14 protein-coding genes and 1 pseudogene are annotated in these 26212 nt (G+C 57.1%); 4 read left to right on the top strand and 11 right to left on the bottom strand.

Annotated elements, in window-relative coordinates; all coding sequences use genetic code 11:
* Positions 1 to 90 precede the first annotated feature (90 nt).
* The 6 genes from ACXJ5O_RS02745 to ACXJ5O_RS02720 all read right to left on the bottom strand — a co-directional run bounded on the left by ACXJ5O_RS02745 (position 91) and on the right by ACXJ5O_RS02720 (position 16286).
* Positions 91 to 1017: a Gfo/Idh/MocA family protein gene (locus ACXJ5O_RS02745; protein ID WP_457298545.1), complete on the bottom strand. Its 927-nt coding sequence runs from the start codon at positions 1015 to 1017 to the stop codon at positions 91 to 93.
* Between the two features lie 104 nt (positions 1018 to 1121).
* Positions 1122 to 2459, bottom strand: coding sequence for an HlyD family type I secretion periplasmic adaptor subunit (locus ACXJ5O_RS02740; RefSeq protein ID WP_457298544.1), 1338 nt, complete (start codon positions 2457 to 2459; stop codon positions 1122 to 1124).
* A 36-nt stretch (positions 2460 to 2495) separates the two neighbouring features.
* The gene (locus ACXJ5O_RS02735; RefSeq protein ID WP_457298543.1) at positions 2496 to 5180 is read right to left on the bottom strand and encodes a cadherin-like domain-containing protein; all 2685 of its coding nucleotides are present in this window, start codon (positions 5178 to 5180) and stop codon (positions 2496 to 2498) included.
* Positions 5177 to 6943: a type I secretion system permease/ATPase gene (locus tag ACXJ5O_RS02730; RefSeq protein ID WP_457298542.1), complete on the bottom strand. Its 1767-nt coding sequence runs from the start codon at positions 6941 to 6943 to the stop codon at positions 5177 to 5179. Before ACXJ5O_RS02730 ends, ACXJ5O_RS02735 begins: the two co-directional genes overlap by 4 nt.
* A gap of 65 nt (positions 6944 to 7008) precedes the next feature.
* Complete coding sequence (locus ACXJ5O_RS02725; protein ID WP_457298541.1) at positions 7009 to 7326, bottom strand: hypothetical protein; 318 nt, start codon at positions 7324 to 7326, stop codon at positions 7009 to 7011.
* A gap of 71 nt (positions 7327 to 7397) precedes the next feature.
* Positions 7398 to 16286: a peroxidase family protein gene (locus ACXJ5O_RS02720; protein WP_457298540.1), complete on the bottom strand. Its 8889-nt coding sequence runs from the start codon at positions 16284 to 16286 to the stop codon at positions 7398 to 7400.
* A 367-nt stretch (positions 16287 to 16653) separates the two neighbouring features.
* Here ACXJ5O_RS02720 and ACXJ5O_RS02715 point away from each other — a divergent pair, with 367 nt between their 5' ends.
* Positions 16654 to 18000: a sensor histidine kinase gene (locus ACXJ5O_RS02715; protein ID WP_457298539.1), complete on the top strand. Its 1347-nt coding sequence runs from the start codon at positions 16654 to 16656 to the stop codon at positions 17998 to 18000.
* 6 nt (positions 18001 to 18006) lie between these two features.
* Here the strand turns inward: ACXJ5O_RS02715 and ACXJ5O_RS02710 are convergent, their stop codons facing one another.
* A complete protein-coding gene (locus tag ACXJ5O_RS02710; RefSeq protein ID WP_457298538.1) occupies positions 18007 to 18654 on the bottom strand; it encodes a response regulator in 648 nt (215 codons plus the stop codon).
* Positions 18655 to 18905: 251 nt separating this feature from the next.
* Positions 18906 to 20315: a DUF5939 domain-containing protein gene (locus ACXJ5O_RS02705; protein ID WP_457298537.1), complete on the bottom strand. Its 1410-nt coding sequence runs from the start codon at positions 20313 to 20315 to the stop codon at positions 18906 to 18908.
* A 293-nt stretch (positions 20316 to 20608) separates the two neighbouring features.
* Between ACXJ5O_RS02705 and ACXJ5O_RS02700 the strand changes: the two are divergent.
* Positions 20609 to 21094, top strand: a pseudogene (locus ACXJ5O_RS02700) (tyrosine-type recombinase/integrase); the annotation flags it as partial.
* Between the two features lie 120 nt (positions 21095 to 21214).
* Positions 21215 to 21421 (top strand): tyrosine-type recombinase/integrase, encoded by a 207-nt coding sequence (locus ACXJ5O_RS02695; RefSeq protein ID WP_457298546.1) that lies wholly within the window; start codon positions 21215 to 21217, stop codon positions 21419 to 21421.
* A gap of 449 nt (positions 21422 to 21870) precedes the next feature.
* On the opposite strand, the gene ACXJ5O_RS02690 is transcribed toward ACXJ5O_RS02695, so the two are convergent.
* The 3 genes from ACXJ5O_RS02690 to ACXJ5O_RS02680 all read right to left on the bottom strand — a co-directional run bounded on the left by ACXJ5O_RS02690 (position 21871) and on the right by ACXJ5O_RS02680 (position 24550).
* Positions 21871 to 22458 (bottom strand): hypothetical protein, encoded by a 588-nt coding sequence (locus ACXJ5O_RS02690; protein WP_457298536.1) that lies wholly within the window; start codon positions 22456 to 22458, stop codon positions 21871 to 21873.
* 2 nt (positions 22459 to 22460) lie between these two features.
* Positions 22461 to 23807 (bottom strand): acetamidase/formamidase family protein, encoded by a 1347-nt coding sequence (locus tag ACXJ5O_RS02685; RefSeq protein ID WP_457298535.1) that lies wholly within the window; start codon positions 23805 to 23807, stop codon positions 22461 to 22463.
* Positions 23808 to 23890: 83 nt separating this feature from the next.
* Positions 23891 to 24550 (bottom strand): FMN-dependent NADH-azoreductase, encoded by a 660-nt coding sequence (locus ACXJ5O_RS02680; protein WP_457298534.1) that lies wholly within the window; start codon positions 24548 to 24550, stop codon positions 23891 to 23893.
* Between the two features lie 197 nt (positions 24551 to 24747).
* Here ACXJ5O_RS02680 and pdxR point away from each other — a divergent pair, with 197 nt between their 5' ends.
* Positions 24748 to 26178 carry a MocR-like pyridoxine biosynthesis transcription factor PdxR gene (gene pdxR, locus ACXJ5O_RS02675; RefSeq protein WP_457298533.1) on the top strand — a complete coding sequence of 477 codons (1431 nt, stop codon included), beginning with the start codon at positions 24748 to 24750 and terminating at the stop codon, positions 26176 to 26178.
* The last annotated feature ends 34 nt before the right edge of the window (positions 26179 to 26212 follow it).

The following is a 26212-nucleotide window of genomic DNA, read 5'->3' as shown; positions in this document are numbered from 1 at the left end:
ACCGGACACACGAACCCGTCCGCATTTCCTATGCGCAAATCGGTTTCTGCAAGATCAGCTCCAGCGGTATCGGACAGATTGCGTCTGATACTAATCGTGGAAGGCTGCAACGAAGACGCGTTTGCCGAGCATGAAAGAGTCGGCGACATGCCGAAGYGGCGCTAGGTCGACGTCGGATTCGCCATTTTTGATCAGCCTGRCAAATTGACGATAAAGAGCTGCGTATTCCGTCTCCGATGAAACTGGAACAACAGTGTCGTTGATGGTGAGCTTTRAACCGCCTTCAGCCAGAACCATCTTCCCGGCAGACGTTTCCGCAACAATGTCCCATGTTTGCTCACCGATTTGCCGCCAATCGAATTCCGCGCGAACAGAAATATTGTCACTGTTCGTGAAATTAAGATTGGCTGCGATCGGTGCATGTTTGTTTTCCGGAAATTCCAGCGTCGCGTTTCTGAGAAAAATGCCGGTTGGCAAAATATGCGTTATGATCGATAGCGCATTTATGCCGGGGTCGAAGACACCTAGACCGCCGGCTTGCCATATCCAATCCTGATTGGGATGCCAGTGGCGAACATCTTCTTTCCAGACCACGTGAACGCTTTGGATATTTGTTGATGCCAAAAACGACTTTGCAGCTTCAACCGCAGCAGCATATCGGGAATGCCAGCTGGCGAAAAGTGAGACACCATTCTCAATGGCAAGAGCTTCTAGGTCAGCGACCTCGCTCAGCGTCGCTCCAGGTGGCTTCTCAAGAAAGACATGCTTGCCCGCACATATCGCTTTGTACGCAGAATCATAGCGGAACTGAGGAGGCATGCAGAGGGATACCGCGTCAATGAACGGGACGGCGTCGAGCATCGCCTCTATTGTGGGAAAATTCGGAMTGCCCTCGACCGCGCCGTTACGGCTTGCCGCAGCGACAAGCCGCAAGTCGGGATTGCTGGCGATTGAAGGCAGGTGCTGATCGCGGGCAATTTTACCGACGCCGACAATTGCTAGGTTGATTGGTGGCATAGCGAATCCCCTTTTGAAGGGGTTTAGCAATCGAATATGCCCTTAACAAGAGGYACTCGCGACGTGAAGCGAATCTCGCGAATGCCGCTTATATCCCAGTCTCGCTACTGCTCACGGAAGGCTCGGCTGAACTGGTCGGCGAGCGGCTTGGACAGGAAGGACATCGCTGTACGCTCTTCCGTCGAAACAAAGACTTCCACGGGCATACCTGGCAAAAGCTTGCTGTCGCCGAGCTTTTCGAGCTCCTCCGACGGCACGATGACGTCGGCCAGATAATAGACCTGGCCGGTCGAGGGATCGCTGCTAGTCGCCGCAGAAACATAGGCGATACGGCCATGCAGTTCCGGCGTTGTGCGCTGGTTGAAGGCCGAAAAGCGCAATTTTGCCGGTTGTCCAACGAAAACCTGGTCGATGTCGGTCGGTGACAGTTTCGCTTCTATCTTCAACGCGGCATCTGCGGGGACAAGTGTGACCAGCTTCTCCGCCGGGGTGATAACACCACCGATGGTGTGGACTGCGAGTTCGTTGACAGTACCCGAGAGCGGTGCGCGGATATCGGCGCGCGCTAGCCGGTCCTCGATTGCCACCCGGCGTTCCCTGAGTTCGGAGAGCTTGGGCTCGATTGCGCTCAGTTCACGCTGTGCTTCGGTGCGTGCCGTTTCATCAATGGCTATAATCTGCAGGCGGATTTCGCCCATGCGGGCTTTGGCGCGCGCGATATTGGCTTCAACCTCGCCCCGTTCGCCGAGGAGCTTCGCCATTTCGCGGTCTATGATATATTTGCGCGAGGTTTCGATCAGGCGCTTGTCTGTCAAGCCCTTGATTTTGCCATGTTCGGTCTTGACCAGCGCAATCTCGTCGATCTTGGCATCGCGCTGCGACTCAAGCCCCTTGATTTCCTCGCCGAGCTGATCGATGCCGAGAACCAGCTGTTCCTTTTGGCTTTTGCGGTTCTGGCGATTACCGTCAAACATGCGCTTTTCACCAAAGAAGACATGGGGGAAGTCCCTGGTCCGTGCGCTTAGTTCCGCTGACATCATGATGACGTCGAGATTGTCGCGCTCGGCGATCAGACGGGCCTGTTTCGCCATCAGTTCGACCAGCTGGGTGCGAACAATCGAAAGTTCCGCGCGCGTTTCGGCGTCATCCAGCCGCAGCATGACCTGACCCTTCGTGACAAAGTCACCTTCCCTGACCGCAATCTCGCTGATGATGCCGCCGTCGCGGTGCTGGATCGACTTCAGGTTCTGATCGACCTTGACCATGCCCGGTGCGATGATCGCCCCTGTCAGCTGTGCGGTTGCCGCCCAGCCGCCCGCACCGACGAAAAGCATYAGTCCWAGCGTAACACCCGCRATGACCCGRGGCCCCACGGGGAAACTGTTTCCCGGATCGATCTGAGGTCCTAGGCCCAGGTCTTKTTGTTTTTGTCGCCCGAACATATTTCACTCCCACTCGCGTCACAACGACGTCTTTASTCAAGGGTTTTCGACGATCATCAACATGTGATGACCCGTTAGATTGATAGTCATTTCGTAGTGTTCATCGCGGTCCATATCGACCTCGATCAGCGTCTGTTGCAGTTCGTCCGTTCCTTCGTGACGAACGCGGATCGGCAGCGGTTGCGCGTCGGCATCGTCGCCGTAGGTTTCCTCGAACCGATCTTCCAGACTGTCGATGACATCTTCGAAGATCTCGTACCTCGACATCTCGATGCGATCGCCAACCATGAAGTCGAGTATCTGATGGATGACCTCGGCACTGGAACTCCCCTCCGGAATATGGAATTCGAAAGTGTCCGCACCGCCGCCGCCCTCAAGCACCATGGCAGTCGTACCGATGTTCATGTGATCGTTGCCGGTGCTCCCAACCACCTGTTCGAAGCCGGAAATCACGTCGTGCCCGATATCGAAACCTGTCGCTGCGCCCGTGTTCAAATCGATCAGCACACCTTGCGCCGACCGTGAATAGTCGAGTGTGTCGGATCCAGCCTCGCCGCGATAGGTGTCATTGCTGCCATCAGCCGCCGCCAGCACGATATCGTCGCCGGTGCCAGCCAAAACGCAATCTGCTCCTGCGCCATCCGAAATCACGTCATTGCCGGCGCCACCCGATAAAGTGTCATTACCGCTTCCTCCAGAAATAACATCGTCGCCGGCGTTTCCGCAGATGATTTCGCTGGCCGCGCCGCCGCTAATTTCGTCGGCTCCTGCACCCGCATTGATCACCTCAAAATTGGTAATGCTGTCGGCACCGATTTCTGCGCCGCTGGCCTTGGCGGCAACGAGATCGACGACCACGGTCATCAGGGCTGCCGAATAATCGAGCGTATCGATGCCTTCACCGCCGTCATAGGTGTCATCGACTGTATCCAGAGCGGCTGTGACAATGTCGTTACCGACTTCGCCGCTTACAGTGTCTTGTCCCGAGCCATCAGACAGGTGATCGCTGCCATCACCGCCGAAGAGGACGTCATCACCTCCGGCACCGTCGATCACATCATCGCCGCCGTTGCCATGAATCTCCTCGGCCGCATCGCTGCCTTGAATGTCATCCTGCCCCGCCCCGGCCAGCAGAACCTCGAAATTCGAGATCGTATCCTCACCAATCTCGTCACTGGTTGCAGTGCCTTCATCGAGATCGATCGTGCTGCCATACAGGACTGCGGTATAATCTAGCGTATCGACGTTAGCGCCGCCGTCATAAACATCGTCCGCCTGATCAGTATCGGCGGCAATGGTATCCTTGCCATCGCCGCCGTGCACATCGTCCTTGCCACTGCCCCCACTAAGAAAATCATCGCCGAGGCCACCGTCGAGAACATCGGCACCGGCCTGGCCGAAAATGATATCATYGCCGCCACCGCCATCCAGGCGGTCATTGCCGGCGTCACCATGGATCGTATCGCGGCCGAGATCACCGGCAATGCTATCATTGCCCTCACCGCCGAACAGCAGGTCGTCATCCTCTCCGCCGCTGATCGTGTCATCGCCGCTTTCACCGAAGATGGTGTCTCGACCTTCCTCGCCGAACAGACGGTCATTGCCGCTGCCGCCAAAGACCTGATCGTCGCCGAGGCCGGCCAGAACGATGTCGTCGCCAGCTCCCGCGAAGATGAGATCATCACCACTGCCGGTGATGATATGRTCATTGCCGTTGCCGCCGTTGACCGTGTCGTTGCCGCCCCGGGTGTCGATATTGTCATTGCCGTCACGACCGTCTACGTCGTCAGCGCAGTTTGTYCCGACGAGGATATCGTCGCCTTGGGTGCCGATGATCGGCGGTGCCTTCAGCACGGAGAACTGGGCCGTCTGCAGAATAGACACCTTACCGTCACTGATCTGATAGGTGACCGTCACGGGACCGAGCATCGCCGCATCAAAATACCAGCCGCTTGGCGTCTGCGTCAGTGTCCCCGACGACACGGTAACGTTCTCGATGCGGAGMGCATCGCCATCCGGATCGGATGCACCACGCAGAAGATCGGAAAGCCCGATCAGGGCGACCGCACAGCCAAAGACATCCGCCAGATAGACCGGCCCGTTGACCCTGGGCGCACGATTGACGGCTTTCTCCTCATCCGTTTCGTCCTCGTCATCCACCTCAGACTCGGGATCGTCGCGCGGGTCGAGGTCATACACRGGYGCRGCCTGGGAATTTGAACTACCGCCACCGCCACCGCCGTAGCCAATATTGGATACCCTGCCACCACGCCAGGCATTGTCATTTGCCGCATGGAAGGAGAACGAAACCCCACCGAACTTCTTCAGAAGGGCCGAGTGTGGCAGGTTGAGCTTTTGGAACTCGATCATCGGGGAATCGGAAAGCTCATAGCGCCAGTCTCCGCTACCGAACAATCGGCCGCCGGAACCGGATCTCTCTTTTGCTGCTTCTTCGAGTTCCATCATAACTTCRGGAGCGCCAGCTGCTGCAACCTCAGGCGACCCGGACTGCTCCGGCGCTTGCGACTTGGCTTCTTCTTGCTGCTCGTCACTGCCTAGCCGCGGGAATGCGCTTTTCAGGTAAAGCGCAAGCCCGGTGAGAAACACCGTAAAGAAAAGTGGTGCATTGGAGCGTTTGTCCTGGTTCTTCAGGACATAGTGTTCATGTGACTCGTCCGTTTCCGGCTTGGTGGTTTTGGTACCTTTGACATCGATCATCATGCTGAAACCCTCGATGTGACGCGCGGCGCATTTTGTGCAGCAGGCGCGGGTCGGTTGACTGTTTCTGCGGGTGCGGACGATTTGAGAATCTCGTCCTTTGGCCCAAAAGCCACCATCTTGCCGTTCTGGATGACGGCGACCATGTCCACTGCGGCCAAAGCGCTTGGCCGGTGGGCTATGACGATGGCAATACCGCCGCGTTCGCGGATGGCCTTGATCGTTTGGGTCAAGGCCATCTCGCCTTCACCATCGAGATTGGAATTCGGCTCGTCCATGACCACGATGAAAGGATTGCGGTAAAGGGCACGCGCCAGGCCGATGCGCTGGCGCTGGCCTGCAGACAGCGATGCACCCTGCGGACCAAGCGCCGTGCGGTAGCCATCCGGCATGCGCACGATCATCTCATGAATCCCGGTAATCTGGGCCGCCTCGACGATCGCCCGTGCGTCCACCTTGGGCTCWAGCCGCGAGATATTCTCTTCGACCGTCGCATCCAGCAATGCCACATCTTGCGGAAGATAGCCCATGTATTGGCCAAGCTTGCTGTCCGACCACTGCGTCAGTTCGGCGTCATCCAGTCGCACGCTACCGCGTAGCGTCGGCCAGATACCGGTCAGGGCACGCGCAAGTGTCGTCTTGCCACCGCCGCTCGGTCCGATAATGCCGAGCGCCTGACCCGCATTGATCTCAAAGCTGACATCGCTCAGAAGCACCCGGCCGGACCCTGGCGCGGCTACAGTGATCTTTTCCACCTTCAATGATCCAACAGGAGCCGGCAGATCCATCGGTGCTTCAATAGAAGACAATGCTACGACGGTTTCCTTGAGCCTCCCAAATGCSGTGCGCGCAGCGACGACGCTCTTCCAGTTACCAATTGCGAGATCGACGGGCGCGAGAGCACGGGCTGAAGCAACCGATGCGGCGATAATTGCGCCAGCGGACAACTCACCCTGGATCGTGAGCCACGCACCCAGACCAAGCACTGCAGATTGCAGGATCATGCGAAGTACGCGAGAGATCGCTCCAAATGTTCCACTGATGTCGTTTGTGCGTGTTTGAAGTTCGAGGTGATCTTGATTGGCTTGATTGAAGCGTTCGACCGCTCTKCCGGCAAACCCCATCGCCTTCAGAATATCGGCATTGCGGGCGTTTGAATCGGCGATCCCGTTGCGAGCAATGGCGGCCTGATGGGTTGCGCTTGCCAGGCGGCGGGTCATCAGCTCGGTAGCAATTGTCAGCATCGACAGGATGAAAGCGCCGGCAAAGGTGAGGGCGCCGAGGTAAGGATGAAGCATATAGACGAAGATGAGATAGAGCGGCATCCATGGCAGGTCAAACAGCGCGACTGGACCCTGGCTGCCSAGGAAGCCGCGTACCGTATCGACATCACGGCCACGCTCCAGCGCCTCGGCCGTTGAAAAACCAAAGCGTGGCATGTCGATAGCCACTTGATGCGCCATCGGAGCGATCCTGCTGTCGAGGCGCGCGCCAATACGCACCAGCACCTGCGAGCGGATGATATCGAACATACCCTGGAACAAATAGAGACCAATGGCCAGGGCCGACAAGGCGAGGAGCGTCGGAACACTGCCGCTGGTCAGGGCGCGATCGTAAATCTGCAGCATGTAGAAGGAGCCGGTCAGTGCGAGAATGTTGATGACGCCGGAGGTGGTGAAGAGAAATACGAATATCCCGCGAAAGCCTTGCGTCAGCTTCTCGGCATTTTTCCGCTTGGTGCCAGTCAATGGGGTTTTCGAGCGCATTTTTTCTTACCGTTTCTTGTTGAGGCTTCAGGCGGAGTGGCCACGGGTGGACCGCGCTTGCCAGTTCAAATCCAATATGTTGGGGTCGCCTGTCGTTTAACGCCCCGGCACTTCTTGGACGCCCTGGTAGCGAGGCGCCTCGTCAATACTTCCGTAGCAATCGTCATGACCGCCATGACCAACGCAGCAATTAGCACCTGCCGGCCAAGAACTGGCAGATACGCACAGACTGCGAGGAGATAGAGAGGAAGCCAGGGCAGATGCAGCGTCTTTATCAAGCTAGCGCCTTCCAGAACGCCGGAAACGTCGGCATTGCGACCCTTGAACGGCCTATGGCGAGCCACGTTGCTCGCAGGGTTGGCAAAATCAAATCTTGAACGCATTCTCGTGACCCCCTTTTTGTTATTGTATAGGGCGGCGAGCCGGTTATTGCGGCTCGCCGTCAGTTCTCGGACTACAGATGGAAGTCCGAGTTGGTCAGGTCGTGATTGCCCTTGATGCTCAAGCGCAACTCTGCCCCGCTATCGCCATCGACGCTGCCCTGGACGATCGTATATTCGCCGTCCTCGCGGGTTTCATGCGTGACAACCAGTTGTGCGGCACCGCTTAAGGTCGAGCCCGCAACCAGCGTGAAGGACTGGTTCCCGCCCGCGCCGCTATTGGCATCGATACCGCCAAGATCGATCTTGTCTCCGGGCTGGAAGCCGGCGATCGTATCTCCGTCTGCATCCCCTGCGGAGAGGAAGCGGAAGGTGTCATTGCCTGCGCCGCCGTCGATGACATTGACGGCACTGCTTGCAGTGATCGTATCGTTGCCGGAACCGGTCACGACATTCTCGACATTCCACAGTGTGTCGTTGCCCGATTGACTGCTCGATGCACTTCCCCGGCCCGCAAAGCCCGTTCCGAGGTCGACTGTGAGGTTGGCTGTGATTGCAGCCATGTCGAGCGTATCGCTGYCGGCATCGCCGTAGTAGTTGTCATTCCCGTCGCTGGCTTCAGCGACGAACATGTCGTTGCCATCTCCACCATGTGCCGTGTCGTCGCCGGAACCGGTGTTGATCAGATCGTTTCCAGCATCGCCGAAGATGCGGTCTGATCCGGCATCGCCGTAGAGCATGTCGTTGCCAGCCCCGCCGAGAACATCATCGCTGCCGGCACCGCCGAAAGCCATGTCATCGCCGTCCTGTGCACTGATGAAGTCGTCGCCTTCATCACCGCGGATGACATCTGCTCCAGCGCCACCCATGACCGTGTCACTGCCGCCGAGCGCGATGATCGTTTCGCCATTGACAGTGCCAAGCAGAACGTCCGCATTGGCTGTACCGACAACCGGAGCACCCGGTGATTCTGACCCCGTTCCTGGAGCAGGAGCATCGTCATCCTCATCTTCGTCAACCGGATCGTCGCCGATCTGCGGCATACCATCGGGGGCTGTGAATTTGATGGTATGTTCACCGCTCGTCATGGTCGTGACACCGTCTTCAATGGTGACTTCGTAGTCAGCCACTGTGGCACCATTTGGCAGTTCGACGACATCCTGTGGCCGCAGCGTTCCGATGATGGTGTCATTGCCGCCATTGGACTTGAACACGATGCGATGGGCCGAGCTCAGTGAAGAGATATCGATCGTGTCGTCGCCCACATCACCATCGATAGTGATAGTGTTGAGGCGAAGGCTCGTGTTCGAGAAGTCACCAAAGACGTTAAAGGTGTCACCTGCACCAGCACCGCCCGTCGCTCCCGAGGGATCGACGCCGTTGATCCGAATTTCCTCGATCTCGCGAAGTTCGGCGATGATCGACGCGTTGTTGGTGCCGTTGCGGGTGATGACAATTTCAGTCGCAGCGTTAAGGCCTGTCAGAGTATTGCCGGCTATCGCAAGAAATGCCGCGACTGTGTAGATATTGTAGGTTTCGCCTGACGCATTGCCGTTGATGACGAATGTGTCCCCGGGTGCCCCTTCGGTTCCTCCGTCGACAACGTCACGTCCATCGGTCGGGGCCACCGTATTGGCGCTCCAGATAATGGTGTCATCGCCGGCACCGCCATTGACAGTGTCTACTCYGGCGTTGAGGCCGGGAATGGTGGCATTGACCGCGAAATTGTCGATGTAGAAGTTGTCTCCGTTGTCCCAGTTATTGCCATCTCCAGCAGTCAGGAAACGGATAGCAGAGTTTGCTCCGATCTGGTTTGCCGTCAGGGTGGCGTTGAACGTGCCGTTGCCATTGCCCGTCGTGCTTCCCAGCGTTCCGCCGGTGAGCGTTTCCCAGGCATTCGTTGTCACGTTCCTGGCCTGGACGATGACGCTTTGTCCGGCCCCGAGATTGTCGTCCTCGTAGGCAAAGGTCAGCGTTGCTGCGGTCGCGCCTGCCAGATTGAAAGCACGCTCGATCGTCTCGCCGCCATCGACGTTCTGGTTGAAGCGAAGCCGATTGCCATTGATGTCGATGTCGCCTGCCGTCGGGCTGGTGGTTTCGCCGCCACCTTCGATCCAGTTGCTGGTGAAGGCGATCGTGCCGTTACTGTTTGCATAAGACGCTGCGCCGAAATTGTCGGCAAAGGCGCCGTTGTTGCTGCCAGGGCCGCCACTCAAGGTGTCATTGCCGGCATTACCGTTGAGCGTGTCAGCGCCGGCAAGTCCATTAATGATATCATTGTTGGCAGTGCCGTTGAGAGTGTTGTCTCCGGCCGTGGCACCCGGAAGAACTGTACCGGCAACCGCCAAGGTGAAGTCGGTGATATCCATGTTGGCGTTCGTCACACCGTTCACACGGATCGTACCGATCTGGTTCGCGGCGCCATCCGTGATGGTGAGAAGTGTATTTCCCGTTCCACCGATGGTGCTTTCCGTTACTCGTGCCGCAAAGTTGGCGGCAGTGATCCCCAGTCCACTAAGGTCGATCCGGTCCTGGGTGGCTGGAGTGCCGCCAGTCGCATCGAAACTGTTGATGATGTCGGCGCCGAAGTTGGGCGTGTTGTATACGATGGTGTTGACACCGCCGCCAACGTCGATCGTATCGTCGCCAGCATTGCCGATGATCGTGTCGTTGTCATCGCCGCCGCTGATGGTGTCGTTGCCCAGACCGCCGTCGATCAGATCGTTGCCATCGGCGCCGTTCAGGGTGTCGTTGCCGCCACCGCCAAAGATCTGGTTGATGCCATCGTTGCCGTTGATAACGTTGGCGAGCGCATTGCCGGTGCCGTTGATGTCGGCGCCGCCACCGTTGAGGTCGAGGTTCTCGACATTGGCACCGAGCACATAGGAGACGTCGGATTCGACCCTGTCGATGTCCGTAACGAGGGCGGAGGTCTCAGTCACGACGTCTCCCACGTCGTCGACGTCGTAAACGTCGCTGCCATCGCCGCCGATCATTGTGTCGGCACCGAGATCGCCGTCGAGCGTGTCATTGCCGCCCAGACCGCTCAGCGTGTCGGCGAGCTGGCCACCGCTGATGAGGTTGCCAAGGCTGTTGCCGGTGCCGATAAACTGGGCGGCATCGACCCCCATGTAGGTGAGGTTCTCGATGTTGGCCATGTTTTCAATGGAGAGAGCGGCCAGAAAGGTTTGGACTTCGTCGGTACCCTGGCCTGCCGCCTCCACCACGACATCGAGATCGTCGTCGACACCGTAGGTGTCATTGCCGACGCCGCCGATCATCGTGTCGGCGCCAAGCGCCCCCACGAAATCGTCGCCGGCCGCGTTGAGTCGAGAGTCGAGATCGTCGTCGTCACCGTTGCCGGAACCTCCGACCAGAAGATCGTCGCCATCACCGCCGACAAGATCATTATCGCCGGTGCCGCCGAAGATCAGGTCGTTGCCGAGACCGCCGGTGATCTCGTCGTTGATGCCCTGCTCGCCGACCACGAAATTGTTCGCGATCGAAGCTGTGAGATCGACGTCACCGCCAGCCCGGTCTGCCGGATCGAGGCGACTAACTACGTAGTCTTCAGTTCCAAGTAGATACCCAGCATAGGTGGCATTGTTGAAGTTTATGCGCTCGACGCCGGTCTGAGCGTCGTTGCCGGCAAAGTGGCCGGCCACGGTGATAGTCTGCGTGAACGACGTGGTGGCGCCGGTCGGCATGCCGTAAGTGATCACCAAATCGCCGTTCTGGGTGCCCGTGTTGCTGTCGAAAGCGTTCAGGGCGGTGATTGTCGGCACAGGAAGGAGAGTTACCGGGTCAATGATCGGCTGACCGGCAGCATCGACGGCATTCGGCGCTAGGATCGAGATGCGATCCGCCGTTCCCCCGCTGGTTGCATTGACGGCTTCGTTGATGGTGTCGTTGCCATCTCCGACGCCAAACGAGTAGGTGTCGTCGCCGAGGCCACCGTTGAGCGTATCGATGCCGTTGTTGAGGCTCGGGTTCACGAAATTGACCGCGAGATTGTCGATGGTGATTAGATCATTGACCGAATTGGCGTTACCGCCGGCGACCTCGAACCGGATCACCGCACCAGCTGTGAACGGTCCGTTCAGTGTTGCGGTCATAGTGCCGCTGGCGGTTCCGTTCGTGATCGTCTGGATCGTCTGGAACGGTGCTGATCCATTTGGAGAAAACAATACCGTTACGGTCTCTCCGACGTCGAAGCCTGCCTGGGTGAACGTGTAGCTGATAGAGGCGCTAGTGGCGCCAGCCAAATTCAACGTGCGCTGGATCTGAGCAGAGTCAGGGTTGTTGGCGTTGGCACCGTCGCTGTCGCCGAAGACCAAGGCGTTGCCAGCGATACGGATCTGTCCCTGACCTGAACCACCATTTCCACCTCCGGTGTCATTCGACTCTGTCCAGTTCCCGGTGAAACCTGTACCGCCGGTGTAGTTTGTGAATGCGTCAGTCGCGGACACGGTATTGCTGCCCGGGCCGCCGACGAGGATGTCGTTACCGCCGAGGCCGTTCAGCACATCAGTGCCGGCAAGCCCAATAATCAGATCTTCGCCTGCTGTACCGTTGAGTGCTGGCTGATTGAGCGGGGGTGGTCCCTGTATTACCAAACCGTTGTCGTTGTATGGAGTGCCGACGACAATGTTGAGCGGCCCACCATCGAGGAACTGCACTTTTTCTATGTTGCGCAGCTTGTCAGTGCCATCGATCTGGTTTTCGATCGCGTGCGATACGATGACTTGGCCGTCAGCGGTCGCCGAGAAGGCATATTCCGAACGCAGGCCGCGGAAGACGGCAGTATCGGTGTCTCCAGCAGTCGTATCGGACAGTATCTCTCGAACGATCGTCAGCTGGCCGGGATTGATGGCGCCTTCGAACATCCATGAGGTCAAGGGCTTGGTCACGCCGTTGATGGTCACGGCGCTGGTCATGCTCTTGAGGTTGTCGGCGCCGTACAGTTCGTTGCCCATGCCGCCCGCGGTGCCAACGACGAACTGACGGATGCTGATACGGACGTTGAGCCACTTGTCGCCATCGATGATGTCATCGCCGCCTTGGCCGGTGATCATATCACTGCCGTCCCCGCCGAGGATGATATCGCCTGCCGCAAAGGAGGTCACACCTGCACCGAGCACGGCCTGAAGACCGTTGATCAATGCTATACCCTGGGCGTCAAGTGCGCTGCCCAGGTACCCCGTCGAGCCACCAGCTGAAAGCGGCAGCATGGTTGTGGCGTCTTCCTCGGAACCCTTGAGTACGTCATTGAAGCGCGTGCCAGAAAGACCTTGGACGGACTCGAACTCATCTAGTGCCGTATTCGGCGGAAGCGTTGGTGCCTCGTCGAACACGATGCCAACGGAGAGGTCGGCGTTTACGAAGGCGACATTGTCCTTGTAGGTCGCCCAGTCAAAGCCGGACATGCCGGCCATCTTGCCGCGACCCGGGCTTCCGACGAAGATGTCGTCGCCGCCTTCGCCGATGAACTCGTCGAAGCCGCCGTCACCGAGAAACACGTCGTTGCCACGGATGCTGTCGCGGGCGAAGATTTCGTCGAAATTGTCGCCGGGTGCACCGTCGAACGTGCCGGTCTCCAGCCAGTCGTCGCCCTCGTTGCCGAGCAGGCGCTCGGCATTCTTGTTGCCGAAGATGAAATCGTTACCCTCGCCGCCGAACACTTCCGAACCCATGTCGGTGCCGAGAACAACGAAGTCCTGCCCAGCGCCGCCAAGCACGAGATCAAGCCCGTTGCCGGCATTGACCACATCGTGGCCGTCGCCGCCCTTGATGTTGTCGTCGCCGCCTGCATCGCGGATGATGTCGTCGCCGGCGCCACCGTTGATGATGTCGTTGCCGAAACCACCTTCGAGCCTGTCGTTGCCGCCATCGCCGAACAGGGTGTCGTCGCCGATGCTGGCAATCAGGATATCGGCACCCTCGGTGCCGCCCAGCACGACGTGTTCGTCGCCGGTGTAGCGCAGATAGTTGGTGTCGGTACCGGTGGTCGCAGGATTATTGCGGATGACGAGTGGCGTGAGGATACCGCCACCGGCCGGATCGTTGCCGAGGTTGTCTGCGGCTTCATTTGTAGCGGTAAGAGGATCGTCGTCGAGGATGCCGTCGGCACCAGGGGTCTCACCCAAGCCATCATTGTACTGTCTGGTCTGATCGATCTCGAGAATGAGGCCGGGCGTCGAGAATACGTCAGACGGCAGGTGCGTTGCGTCGGTGTTGCGCATGATCAGCGAGGCAAAGGAATTGCCCTCCATCTCGCTAAACAGGTGCAGGCCGTCAAGCCGCTGCAAGTAATAGAACCGATCACCGTTCTGGAGTTTTTCCATCTGCGTCTCGAAGACGAAGTTGAAGGTCGAGCCTAGCATGCCACCGAACGGCATAGTTTCTTCGGCAAGTCCACCGATCCATAGATCGACATTATTGAGCCCGCCTAGATTTCCTCCGGCATAGGCGTTGGTTGCATTGAGGAAGTCCACGGCGTCTGCCGGAACCACAAAGCCAGCGAGGACGGCAAATTTACCGGTGGCGATGCCGGTAATGAGCGTCAGTGCTGCGTCACGTTTACCTTCGATCGTGGTTTCGCCGGTGATCAGCGAGTGCGTGCCATAGGCAGCGACGAAATTGATGATCGAGGCTTCATTCTTGAGGTGCCCTGCAAAATCGACCCAGCTCTCATAGGGCTTGAGCAGGGATTCTTCGTTCGTGGCCTCGTAAAATTGGCGCCGCGCTTCATTGAGTGACGGTACACCGGTATCACGACCGCGCGCCAGGTTGATGGTAGCCAGATCCAGTGGAAGCCCAAGAAGGTTGTTGCGAAGGGCACTGGTAACGAATTCGTCGATCTGATTACCAGCTTGCCGGGTCATGCCGCGGATGATGGCGCCAGCCGCGATGTTGGCGTCGACGACGTCGCCGGTACCGTTGGTCTCGAACTGGAGCGGGTTGAGGAAGCCCTCGATCAGGCCGATGTCATGGTCGGTGAAGCTCGGATCGAAGCGGTCGATCGTCTCGGTCAGCATCGAGTGGCCGAAGCGATAGACCACGTGGGCAAACTCGGCCACGATGTCCGGATTGATCGTGACGTCATACCCGTCGGGGACGAGGAAGACGTTGATATTAGGCTGAATCTTGCGGGCGAATTCTTCGAACACGAGATGCTGGTATTGCATCTCGGTGCCGAACTTGGCGGCCTGGAAGAGGCGTTCTCCATCCCAGACCAATCCGTCGACCGAAGCAGGAACTGTGGCAACGTCAACAATCAGCCATTCATTGAGAAATGCCGTTGCATCGGCCTGTGAAGCGCCGTTGGCGAGCATAGTTGCAGCATCGGCAAGGGTGACGGCCTTTGTGTGTTCCACAAGACGGTTATGCTCCGAGTGGAAAACGTGATGGACGGCCGTCAAACCGATATTTTCGTTGGCGCGGCCATCGCCGGCGATGAAGTGCGCGTCGAGCAATTCGTTGTCGTATTGCCCATTAGTAGGGGAGTTGTCTGGATTGCCCAGACCGATTTCAATGTCGCCATCGGCCAGCCCCGTCGGCACGGCGCTATGGGCGATGTCGGCGAGGAAGGCGTGGCCGGTGCGGACGGCGCCGGCCGTCAGAACGCCGAGCCCGCCGTTGGCCGTGGGATCGCCCTCGACCATAATGAAGGTGCCCGGTGTGGCGCCCGGGAAGATCATCTGCGGGTAACCGTTAGGTCCGGGAATGAAGTTGCCATACTGGTCGGCGGCGAGCAGGGGAATATTGCCGACGTCGGAGTCGACAAGCTGTATGCCTAGCAGATCGGCGGCCTGCGCCTTGACGTCAGCCCATGTGGCCATGCCACCATTGACGCCTTCGATCAGCTTGCCGGTTGATACCGGATCGCCTGCGGCATTCAGCGCATAGCCGCGCAGAAACACCTGGTGCGAGGAATGTGATGTGTAGGTCTGGTTCTGATCGACGAACGGCGTCGTGGTATTGACCGGCCGCGTATCGTCTGCACCTTCGTTAATACCTACGGTTGTCGGATCATCGCCCATGATACCATCAGCGCCTGGGCCGACGGTTGCGCGGGTCAGCACCATGAAGTTGGTCGGGCTTGTGGGGTCGTACAGCGGATCATCCGGCATCAGCGGAATGAACACGGTGCCGCTACCACCCTTGTTGACGAGGTCAAGGCCGTGATCGAAGAACTGGCCGAACAGCGTGAACCAGGAATTGAACGGGGCTGACAGGCCTTCATCGGGCGCGATATTCGGTAGCGAGACGTTGGCGCCTTCAAGCTCAACGCCATAGGTGCCGAGGAGCGTCATCAGCGGGTCGTCGACAGCATCGAGAGCCGTCTGCGCGTCTGTGACATCTTGTAATGCGGCGGCGGCTGCAGCTTGAAGCGCGGCATTGCCAGGGCTTGCTGCAGCTGCGGCGGAAGCGTTGGCATAGGCACGCTCGGCATCGCCTAGATCATCGAACAGCGGTTTGAGCGGTGCATATGCAGCGGATATTTGGGCCGTTATGGCCATCTGGTTAGCCGGTGTTACGGTGCCGGCGCGTTGCAGGGCGGTCAGTATTGCTGATGGGTTGCCGAGCGTTTGGTCGACGATGAGGTTGGAGATGGTGCGCAGTGCCGGATCAACGACAATCGAGTTGGGATTGTTTGACGGATTGTAATTGGGCGACGTGGGTATTGGGGGTTGGCCGCCCGGGCCGTCCATGTCGAGTGGCGTGCCATCGGCAGGCCGGAAATCCGTGCCTAGTCCTTCGGGGAACGGTTGGTCAGATGATCCCCATGTGGGATGCAGCAGGTTGTTGTAGCTGCCATCGACGGTGCGCAGACCCCAAGCCAGATTGTAGGTGGGAATCAGACCACCTGGTCCATAGAGCGGTTGTCCTCCGGCATGTGCCTCGGCGATTTTGATTTGCGCCAGGATGAAATCCAGATCCGAACGAATATAGCTGACCATGTTACTCTCCCATTAGACACATAAGAAATCGCCGCGTTGGACGATGTTTCGCCTTACGTCTGCTCATGCCGACGCATTTACTTTGACCCTCAACTTGGTTTCTCTTGACCGTTCGCAGAACAAAGGGACAAACTGGTTCAAAATAACTTCGGCACGAGTTTCGATGGTCGGATAATGTAAGGGGGGAAGCGAACTTGATAGTTCGGAAGGTCCAGTCAAATACACAGACTTTCGTCGGCGGGAAGGTGGGACTTTGGGCCCGGACCAAAATGTGACCTATGGCCCTAAGGATGGAGGTAGTCCTTCAAAATCCAATACCCTGTTCCAACATTGGCACAGCCTGGGTTTGACATCGCAATTCCTAATTGTGGCGACGCTCATCGTCTGTGGTTCAATGGCGGTACTGGGCGAATGGCTAAGCTCGCAGATTGCAGCGAACCAGCTTCGGAGCCGTGTAGAAGCCGGAGCACTCTATGTTGAGGGATTTCTGGCCCGCCATGTGGAGGAGACCGAGGATGGGCCGAGGGTTCCTACCGACCGGCAGAAGGAACTCGACGAACTTTTGATCGGGACTGAACTCTCCAAGCGCGTCGAAGGATTCCGGATATGGCGCCAGGACGGCTCAGTCATCTACAGCACAGACAAATCCCTGATGGGAAAGCGACTTCCATCGACCGACATCGACAAGGCGTTTGCTGGGACAGTCGTTTCGCAGTTGGAAGTTGGACATAACGACGAAGGAGATATCACGCTGGGTGACCATCAATCTTTGATCGAAATCTACGCGCCTATTTATCGCCCGGGCTCACACGATGTAATCGCTGTCGGAGAACTTTACGAGGAGGCTGAACAGTTTATCGTTCAGCGCAACCGCGCTCAGCGCCATACCTGGGCCATAGTCGGCGCGACCACGCTGGCAATCATGGGGCTGCTTTTTCTCATCGTCAGGCGCGCGAGCAATGTCATCGAAAGCCAGCGAGTGACGCTGAAGTCCCAGTTGGCCAATGCGCAGGCGTTGGCTGAACAGAATAAAAAACTTCGAAAGGCTGCCGACCACGCCCGTATGGACGCTACCAAATCCAATGAGACGCTGCTCAACCGCATTGGCTCTGACCTGCACGACGGACCGGTTCAGCTGCTCAGTCTTTTGATCCTCAGGCTTGGAGGCGGCTCTTCCGGCCCGACGATGGGGTCAGATCTGCCGAAAAACGCGCCTCAGGAACTTCATCCCTCGCGGCTGGCAAGCCAAGTGCTTACGGAGCTGCGCGAACTCTCGACAGGACTCGTTTTGCCAGAGATCGAGAACATGTCGCTCGAAGCGGCGCTTCGTGTTGCTGTGGAACGTCACGAGTATGCGACCGGTTCAGTTGTCAGCGCGAGTTACGTTGGCCTGCCAGAGAATGTTGCCTATCCATTGAAAATTTGCCTTTACCGTGTCGTTCAAGAAGGGCTCAACAATGCGTTCCGGCACGCTTCCGGATTGGGCCAAAAAGTCACGGCTTCGGCGGACAGAAAAACCATTACGGTTGTCGTCAGCGATGCGGGGCCGGGATTGGTGCGGGCGGAAGGAGCCTCGGTGCGCACAAGGCCCTTGGGACTTCAAGGCATCCGTAACCGTGTGGAAGCCTTCGGCGGTTCGGTGCAGTTCCAGCAGCGCAGCGGTAATGATACGCAATTGATCGTATCGGTCTCCCTGGAAAGCAACTCGGCTTAAGACGGTTTAGTGGCGCGACATTGGCTCTCGTTGACCGCCGACCTCGAGCTTCTGGGCGGCAATGAGAACTTCGAGCCGATTTCGGGCATGCAATTTCTGCATCAGAATTGTCATGTAATTTTTGACAGTCTTCTCTCCGATGCCCAGCCCGACGGCAATTTCGCGATTAGTAAACCCTCTCAGCAATAGGCGAACGATCTGCTCCTCACGTATGCTCAACTTGATGGGACCCGCAGACATCCGTCGCAAGGAAGCAATTCTCAAGGCCTCGACCACCTTGCAGGCAAAACTTGGAGTGATGTAGGTTTCGCCGTTATGGGCCGCCCTTACGCCTTGAATGAGTTCTTCGGCGGTGCTGCCCTTCAAGATATAACCACTGGCACCAGCGTTAAGGGCCCGCACTGCATAATCGCTTGCGGTCATGGCGGTAAAAGCCACCACTTTTGTGCCGCCCGATTTCGTGACGATCTCAGTAATTACGTCAAAGACGTTGCCGGGCATGAACAGGTCGAGGACCATAACGTCCGGACGCAGCTTTTTGTTTATTTGAAGAGCATCGTCAGCAGTAGCGCCCTTGGCGACAACCGTAAAATCGTCATTTACTTCAAAGAGGTTGACCACGCCAGCCAGCAAAAGCGGATGGTCGTCGACCAACGCGATCGATATTGAACCCATGATTATGCCCTCACTTTGCCTTTGCGGCTTTTGTGGCTGTATTAGGCACTTATTTGGCTGTTCTGTCCTTAAACAATTGGGACTAACCAGAATCGATGGCCTGAAAGCCATCGGAAACCGGTTCTATCTGTCACTCATGTCTTGGCGGGAATTGACAGGGTTGCGTCAAAATCTTCCCTGTGTCGTCGCCCCACAGCCAGCGACATGGCAAACGGATGTGAGCATTGGGTTCAGGGAATTGTAAAGATACTGATCTGATCCGTGATGCCGCGAAGAGTAACGGTTTGCGACATCGGCTTGAGACCATGATCCGTGAGAACATGGGAAACACGCGGATCATTGAGTACCGAACCGGTAGCGAATATCTCGCGCGAGGTTGCGAGGTGCTGGACCCGCGAGGCGATGTTGACAGTTTGTCCGAAATAATCCTGGCGCTCGTTGAGGCTGACGGCTATGCACGGCCCTTCGTGAATGCCGATTTTCAGAAGCAGATCTTCGCTGCCACGTTCCTTGTTGAGTCGCAGCATGGCATCACGCATCCGCATCGCCGCCACCAATGCCCGGTCGGGTGTTGGAAAAGTCGCCATTACCGCGTCGCCGATCGTCTTGACGACAGCACCTGCCTCTGCGCCGACAATCTCATTGAGTACACGGAAATGAGCCTTCACAAGATCGAATGCAGCCAAATCGCCCACCCTCTCGTAAAGCTCCGTCGAACCGCGTAGGTCTGTGAAAAGGAACGTGAGACTGGTAATCCGCAGCTTCTGGTCGACGTCGATGGTATCGGTACGATAGATGTCGCGGAATGTCTGATTGGAGAGTAGGGACTTGGCGGTAAGGAACGGGCGGCGCTTGCCGAGCATTGTGTGAAGAGCATCATTGGCCAGGCACACCGACGGAAGCGTGCGAACGTCGGTGTGATTCTCGACTGATATTCGCAAGGGACCGGGGCGCAAAGCGATTGTCTCGCTGTGCCGGTGCGTACGGTCAAATACGAGCGATACAGTCTGCCGTTCCTTGGTCGGCTCGCCGGTCACGTCCAAAAATTGAGCTGCGTGGGTCACCGGTTCAAAGACAATAATGAAGGCTGGTGGCAAATGCAGCGATATCACCGCTTTTTCTCCGGCGGGTAGTTCAAGCGACTCAATAATGAACTCGTCAACTTTTTCCTCAAAATCGTTGTCCGGCAAATCGACTCCCGAACCCCAATAAACCTGACGGAAATATTCCACGGCTGGCAGTTGGTGGGGATTGTGAGCCTCGATATGGCGCACACGCGGTGTCACGGTGAAGGTGACTTCTACCATTTCGTCGAGCGTCGGCTCGTAGCCGGCAGCACAGAGCGCGCAGGTGTATTCATCGCTTTGCACGGTCTTGAGCGAGGTATTAGCGTCCAGAACGCCACCGCAGCCAGGGCAAAGAACATTCCACGACATTTCGAACAGGCCGAGACGTGATGCCTGCAGGAAGGCGCTGATCGTCTGCTCTTCGTCAAGTTGTTCGCTGGCAGCGAAAGCCAGCGCATTGATACGGCTCAGCTTGCGATCCGGCGCTTCGCGAACAAGCCGTTCCAGGGCATCGACAACGCGGGGCCGGGCCGATTGGCGGAGCATTGCAAACAAAGGCTTAGCTTCACTCATGAGAGTATTCTACACTGAAATCAGTGAGCGGACAGCGAATTCGTAGGAAGTTATGGCGGAGAGGGAGTCCACCGAAGTGCCGTATCTGTCGATTTCTACGCATTCCCCATTCTTTTCTTAACATATTGATTTATCAGTTACTTATTAAACATCTGTTTTTCACCGTTCTCGGATGGTTTCCCACATCTCCGCACAAAAGTGCAGACAGAAGTGCACTCTATGCCCCGCTCCATCCACAAGTTGTCCGATACTTTCGCGCGATCAGACCGCATTGAAGCAGGTCGTACAGCGACGGTGGCGGGCTATACCTCAATGTAAAACCAGAGGGTACGAAAAGCTGGCTCTTTATGTTCAACCGGCACGGTAAACGCCGTGTTGCCGGACTTGGCGCGTATCCCGCCGTAAAGCTGGCATCTGCGCGAAAACGCGCTGAAGAATATCGCGCGATCGTTGCGGAGGGCGGCGATCCGATCGAGCTTGCGAAACGCCCTGACGAACCAACGTTCGGCGAATGTGCGGAGCTCTTCCTTGCCTCCATGGAAAGCCAATGGCGGAACGAGAAACATCGAGCGCAATGGCGCATGACGTTGGGTGATGCTTACTGTTTGCCAATAGGAAAACTGAAGGTATCCGAGATTGGCACCAACGATGTTCTTGCGGTTCTCTCTCCGGTGTGGAAACAGAAACCCGAAACGGCATCTCGCGTGAGAGGCAGAATCGAACGCGTGCTAGATTACGCGAAGGCTCACGGCTGGAGAAGCGGCGAGAACCCCGCGCTATGGCGCGGTCATCTGAAAAGCATTCTACCTCCAAGACAGACCCTGTCCCGTGGCCATCATGCGGCTTTGCCTTATTCCGATGTACCTGGCTTTGTCGGCCGCCTGGTAAAGCGGGATGCAATGGCAGCGCGCGCTTTGACATTTCTCATACTGACGGCTGCTCGCTCGGGCGAAGTGCTTGGCGCCAAATGGGACGAGTTCGATTTTGACAATCAAGACTGGACAGTACCAGCAGCAAGGATGAAGGCGGGCCGGCCGCACCGCGTACCTTTGTCTACCCAGGCTTTTGAGATCATCAAGGGTCTTGGCGATCTGGCGCCAGTCTGATTTCGTCTTCCCAGGCCAAAAATCCAACAGGCCGCTTTCCAACATGTCGATGGAGATGCTGATGCGGCGTTTGAACGTGACGGGATACACAGTTCATGGTTTCCGGAGTGCGTTCAGGGACTGGGTAGGCGGGAGAAACAGACTTTGCAAGGGACATTGCCGAAATGGCACTTGCCCACACCGTCGGTGATCAAACCGAGCGAGCTTATCGCCGCGGGGATGCTATGCAAAAAGCGAAAATTACTGATGCAGATGTGGGCAGACTATCTGGGGAAGAATCGCGAGTGAAACGACCATAAATGCCATCGAAATTGAGGCCCTTAAGAACATCTTGCACAACGTTCTCAGGCATGAGCGGTCACCCGACCAGACGGAAGCTGGATTGCCTAAACTTTCGTTTACACCTGCATCGTTTAACGCCTCACTTCGTATGCCTAGAAAACGTCTGGTCAAGTTGGACCGAAATAGGCCTGTGATCCTGGGTGCACCGGGACAATTCCGCTCGGTGCGTCGGCAGGTGTGGGGAGTAAGTCTTGGTGCTCCACCAATGTCTGGGCTACGAGGTAAGAGTGGCGTGCCACAAAATCCGTCCGGCAGACCAGGACGTGGCTTCCGAATGAGACAATGGACCTTAGCGGCACGTTGCGAATATCGGTGAACGGTGCCTTGGCGAGAAAGAGCGCCTCGGCGCTCTCCTTCGTCATGATACCAATATCCTGTTGATGTGTGCCGATGAGCACGCCGATACGCCTCGTGTCTGCAGCACGGACCAGCTTGGAGCGCGAGGCAGATAGAAAGCGCGCCAGAACATCGACCACCGATTGGGCGATAGCGGTGGCTTTGCCGTCATCGCGCTGGCCGATGATCAGAAGGCGGTATTTTCGGTAGGTCTTCGTCAGGCCGTCCGGTTCCATATCGGCGAGCAAAAGCCCGGCAGGGCCTTTGCGCTTGTCGGTGGCCATGATAGCCGGCGTATATCCGGTCAGCACAGATACGGCCAAACCCGTTCCCAGTGTCAGCAAAGCGCGCCTGTCCATCCTCATTGCTCCTTGAACACGTCGCGATTGAGGATCGCCGTAACACCCATGTTCGGCACATCGACGACCTGCGCTATATTAAGATCGACGGCCACACTGGTCAGCACGTAAGCCTGTTCGGGAGTTAGCCCTTTCGTCTTGACCAGAAAATCAATCATGTTGAGCGTGGCATTGCGTGCTGCGAGGGTTAAATCCTCCGAGAGATTGGCAAGTGGCGCAATCTTTTCGCCGCCAAGATAGGTGGCAAACACCGGCAACGCACCTTCGGGCTTAAGCGACAGCCCGGAGATCGCGTAGAAACTCGATGGAGCGAGGTCCTTGAGCTGCGAGCCGCCTTCGAAATGCACAGTCGAAAGCAGCGAAGCGCCGCCCTTGGTCACTTTGGCCTTGAGTGTTACCCTGCCCCCCATCTCGATCGCGGTGCCAGCCACCTCGCCGCCGCCCATAGCGAAATGAACGTCGCCGGCAAAGAGTCCGCAGCCATCGATGAAGCAGGGGAAGTGCAGCGTGGTGCCAACGACAGTTTCCTTGGAGTCAATATTGCCGCCATTCTCGCGCGGCGGGACGGTCCGCACGCACTCATCCTTGTTTGTGCCATCGACGCCGCAGAGATCAGCCGGCAGGGCTTCGACCGGTTGCGGTGTCAAGACGGCCCCGCCTGCATCTGCCAGCGCCTTCTCCCGCTTCAGCCATTTGTCGAGCTCGGGCTTGTCCGGGAGTACGCCCACGGTGCCCATGAACGCATTCATCGGGACCGAAATTCCCGGCATGTCCTTCGAATGCGCTTCAAGGCGATTCAGCTCCCAGTGAACGATGTACGGTTCGGTAAATACATCCCGTAAGAAACCGAAGCCCGGCACGATCGTGGTCGTACCGAAATCATCCGGCGCGATGTCCATTACCGTCACCTCGATGGAGTCGCCTTTCTTTGCTCCCTCAATATAGACAGGGCCGGTCAGCGGATGGCAGCGGTCGAGGTCTACGGCCGCGACGTCTTCGGGCGTCGACAGGAAATTCAGGTCAGAATCAAGCCCGTCGCGGGTTTCARGTATGAATGTCTGGCCGGGCTGTACATGGGCAACAGGCTTTACCGCGTAATGAATGCGGTTGAAGCAGTTCGGATCATCTTTGCAATGTTCGCCTGACTTTGCCACGACCACTGGCGCCGGACCTTTGACGTCGCTAGTATCGGCGAATGCGCCGCTGCCATTGCCCATAAAAAACAGAGCGGCCACAGGCATGGTCCAAACAAAGTTGGATTTCATTGGAGGTCGGCGCGGAAGCCGCACTTCTCCGAAATTCTTGTCACCTGCAGGCGAAGTCTTTGCGTAGTGTGTATGATTATTCATCACTAAAATCCTTGTATTGTATTGTGAGATCCGCGTTTCGTTAAGAGAACGATGAGCCTTCACAAAGTTGGATTATTTGACATCTACTGGGCGGCGTTCGCTGGCACTCTCCGATCGACCTGCTGAGCGCGGGGATAAAACGAAGAAAAATACTCTTGCAGCGCCTGGTCTGTCTTGGTTCTGGTTTCCGCTACGGCATCTGGACCTGAACCTGTCCCTTGAACGGAGAAGAAAGTCAGATCATGCAGTCCGACCATGCCCAGAATGGCTTTTAGATACGGGGTTAGAAAATCGGGTTGACGCGCACGCTCCCCAGAAAATCGTCCGCCCGAGGCTATGGCGACAAAAACTGGACGGTCGCGCAGCGTGCCTACTTTTCCTTCCGCAGTCATACTGAATGTCCGGCGCGCTCGAACGATATGGTCGATCCAAACCTTCAGGGTGGCGGGTATAGTCAAATTGTGCATGGGCGTGCTGATCACCACAACGTCCGAGCTCTCCAGTTCCAGAATGAGCTCTTCAGACCGGGTCATCGAACCTTCCTGGGATACGTCCGCGGAGGATCCCTGGGAAATAGCGTAATCTTCATCGACGGGCGGTATGGTGCCGCCACCGATCACGCGATTTACCAGGATGGCCGTGGGCTCTTTCTGAAGCATGAAGCCGATGATTTTCTGGGAGAGCCGATAGCTCTCGGCGGCTTGCCCGCGAGGGCTGCAACTAACATGCAATATTTTCATCATCTATCCATTTCCGAGTTCCGCTAAGTTTTTGCCGCTCACGCCCGAACTCTGCACGACAGATTTGAAGCACGAATGGAGCATTCATCCTACAAACCCAGTGGCCAGCACCAAAGGTCCATGAATGGAAATTAGAACTGATCCATGAGTGTGCACTATGGTACAGTGGCTTTTAACTCATCTGGAAGATTGACTGGCCCATGACCGACGCGAAGAACAGCACCATCTCGCCGTTGGATCCAGCGGCCGCCGCACCTTTCTACCGACAGATCTACGATCGGTTTCGCACCGCCATTGCCAGCGGATTGTTGAAGCCGGGTGACCGGATACCCTCGGCACGGGCGCTGACCCAAGAATTGGGTTTGGCAAGAGGGACTATTGAGGCAGCATATTCCTTGTTGGCCGCTGAGGGGTACATTGAAGCTCGCGGCCAGGCGGGGACCATTGTGACACCAGGCCTCAAACCGCAAACGCCTATTCCAAGCCCGATGCCCCCGTCCAATAGCGGCATTGCTGCCGTTAGTTTTCGTCCGGATTCCATTCTGCCGTTTCAAATGGGTCTGCCTGCCTTGGATGCGTTTCCTCGAAAGATCTGGGCGCGGTTGGGTGCGCGGTGTGTGCGTGCCATGCAGCCATCTGACATGATCCACCCCTCAGTATACGGCTTGCAGGTACTACGCGCCGAAATCGCCGCATATCTCCAAGTTTCGCGTGGTATTGCCTGCTCGCCATCTCAGGTATTCGTGACATCGGGATACCGTCATACCATTGAGTTGATCGTTCACGCGTTATTGAAGGCAGGAGATCGCGTCTGGCTTGAAAACCCCGGATACCCGCCCACACGAGAAATCCTGGGACATATGACTATTGCAGCCATCCATGTGCCAGTAGATCGGGAGGGCGTGGTCATTTCCGAAGGAGTTAAAGCGGCGCCACGGGCGCGCGCGGCTGTGGTCACGCCTGCACACCAAAGTCCGCTGTGCGTGTCTTTATCCCTACCCCGGCGTTTGGCGCTATTAGATTGGGCCGCGCGAAATAGAGCATGGGTCATTGAAGACGATTACGACGGAGAGTATCGATATGTTAGTCGTCCCCTGCCCGCATTGAAGAGCTTGGATCGTGATGGGCGGGTCCTTTATTCAGGCACCTTCAGCAAGGTGCTTTTTCCGGGCATTCGGCTTGCCTATCTTGTTGTGCCGGAAACGGAAATCGAGCGGTTTGAGCAAATCAGCCAAGCTTTGGCAGGGGGCAGCCCCCAGCTTACTCAAGCCATGGTCGCTGCCTTCATAACGGAAGGCCATTTCGCGCGCCATATCCAGCGAATGCGCAAGCTTTATGCCGAGCGTCGGGAAGTGACAGCAGCAGGCCTGGAAAGCGTACTCGGGAAACACATGCGAATTGATTCCCAACCGGGGGGAATGCACCTGATCTTGCGATTGCAAGCCRATCAGTCAGATCGCCTGCTTTCTGCGCGCATGCGAAAAGACGGCCTGTACGCCGAAGCATTAACGGATTGGACGATGGCTGACGATGGAGCATCGGCCTTGCTTCTCAATTTCACGAATATTGTCTCTCAACGCGTGGCCGAAAATCTCGGGAAACGCATCTTGAAGCTGATTGAGGGGCAGTAGCCGGTATAAAGACAGGCACCCCTCATGCCATAGC

It is taken from the genome of Phyllobacterium sp. P5_D12, assembly GCF_054049495.1.
The sequence above is the reverse complement of the archived record's forward strand: the minus strand, read 5'-3'. Positions and strand labels throughout refer to the sequence as shown.